Below are 963 nucleotides of genomic sequence, written 5' to 3' on the forward strand. Positions count from 1 at the left end.
GCATACTTTCCCGACTTTCCAAATGAAAAGCTCAAGTATTTTAACCAAAACAGGCTAACTCACTGAAGATCCGATGGAAAAATTTTTCAGGAAAAAGGTTTTAATAAATCAGGGTCAAGAAAAGAGAAAGGTTGCAAATGTTTCAAAAATATCCACTTTTGTCTTTAAAATGAAGAAGATAAGAGATTGAAAATGCAATTTAGGTACTGCTGACTAACTTTTTCCTTTTTTGAAGAGATATTCGTGTTTTTTATAATCTTTAGTAAGGTGGTTAATGTGAAATAATGAAATTTTAATTGTGAAGAATTGATTTTATAAATGATCGAAATACTAAACATTCTAATATAAAATCATTGATAAGACAGTAAGTTTTCACTCAATTTTTCAATTCAAATCTTCTTCTTCCAGACTTTAGTACCAATGATCTATTAATACCCTAAATTGAAGAAAGCTTTGATTATGAAACGGCCTTAAAAAGCATTTGGGGGGGATGATAACTTTTATACCACACGAAGTATGGATGTATACATTACAAAGCTTAGAAAATACTTAAAAGCTGATCCTGATTTATCCATTGAAAACATACACGGAAGCGGGTTTAGATTATTGCAAATAAACGCACCTTACAATTAGATTGGGTAGTACTTTTAGTGTTGCAATCAGGCTAGACCATTTTTTCATACGGATCATATGAACCCATACTTTCTATTGCATTAGCCCAATACCATTGGCTGCGGTATTACAATACCACGCACTTCATTAGCCTAATATCTTGCTTCAGGGTAGCCTAATACCTCGATGTGAGGTATTGCTTTATTAAGAGGTAGTAGTTGTTTTAGATTTCTCGTCTCCTAAAGTTTAAAGCAAAAAAAAAGAGTCTCACTCCAGTTGGAATAAGACTCTTTAAAGGTTGGCGTCGACCTACTCTCCCACATCTCTGCAGTACCATCGGCGCTAACGGGC

The 963-nt window shown here is 33.9% G+C and carries 1 protein-coding gene; it reads left to right on the forward strand.

Annotated features, from left to right (window positions below; genetic code table 11):
• Positions 1 to 516: 516 nt before the first annotated feature.
• Positions 517 to 633, forward strand: coding sequence for a hypothetical protein (locus tag M0051_RS19545; RefSeq protein WP_306743255.1), 117 nt, complete (start codon positions 517 to 519; stop codon positions 631 to 633).
• The last annotated feature ends 330 nt before the right edge of the window (positions 634 to 963 follow it).

Source organism: Marinifilum sp. D714, assembly GCF_030851345.1.
GTDB lineage: Bacteria > Bacteroidota > Bacteroidia > Bacteroidales > Marinifilaceae > Marinifilum.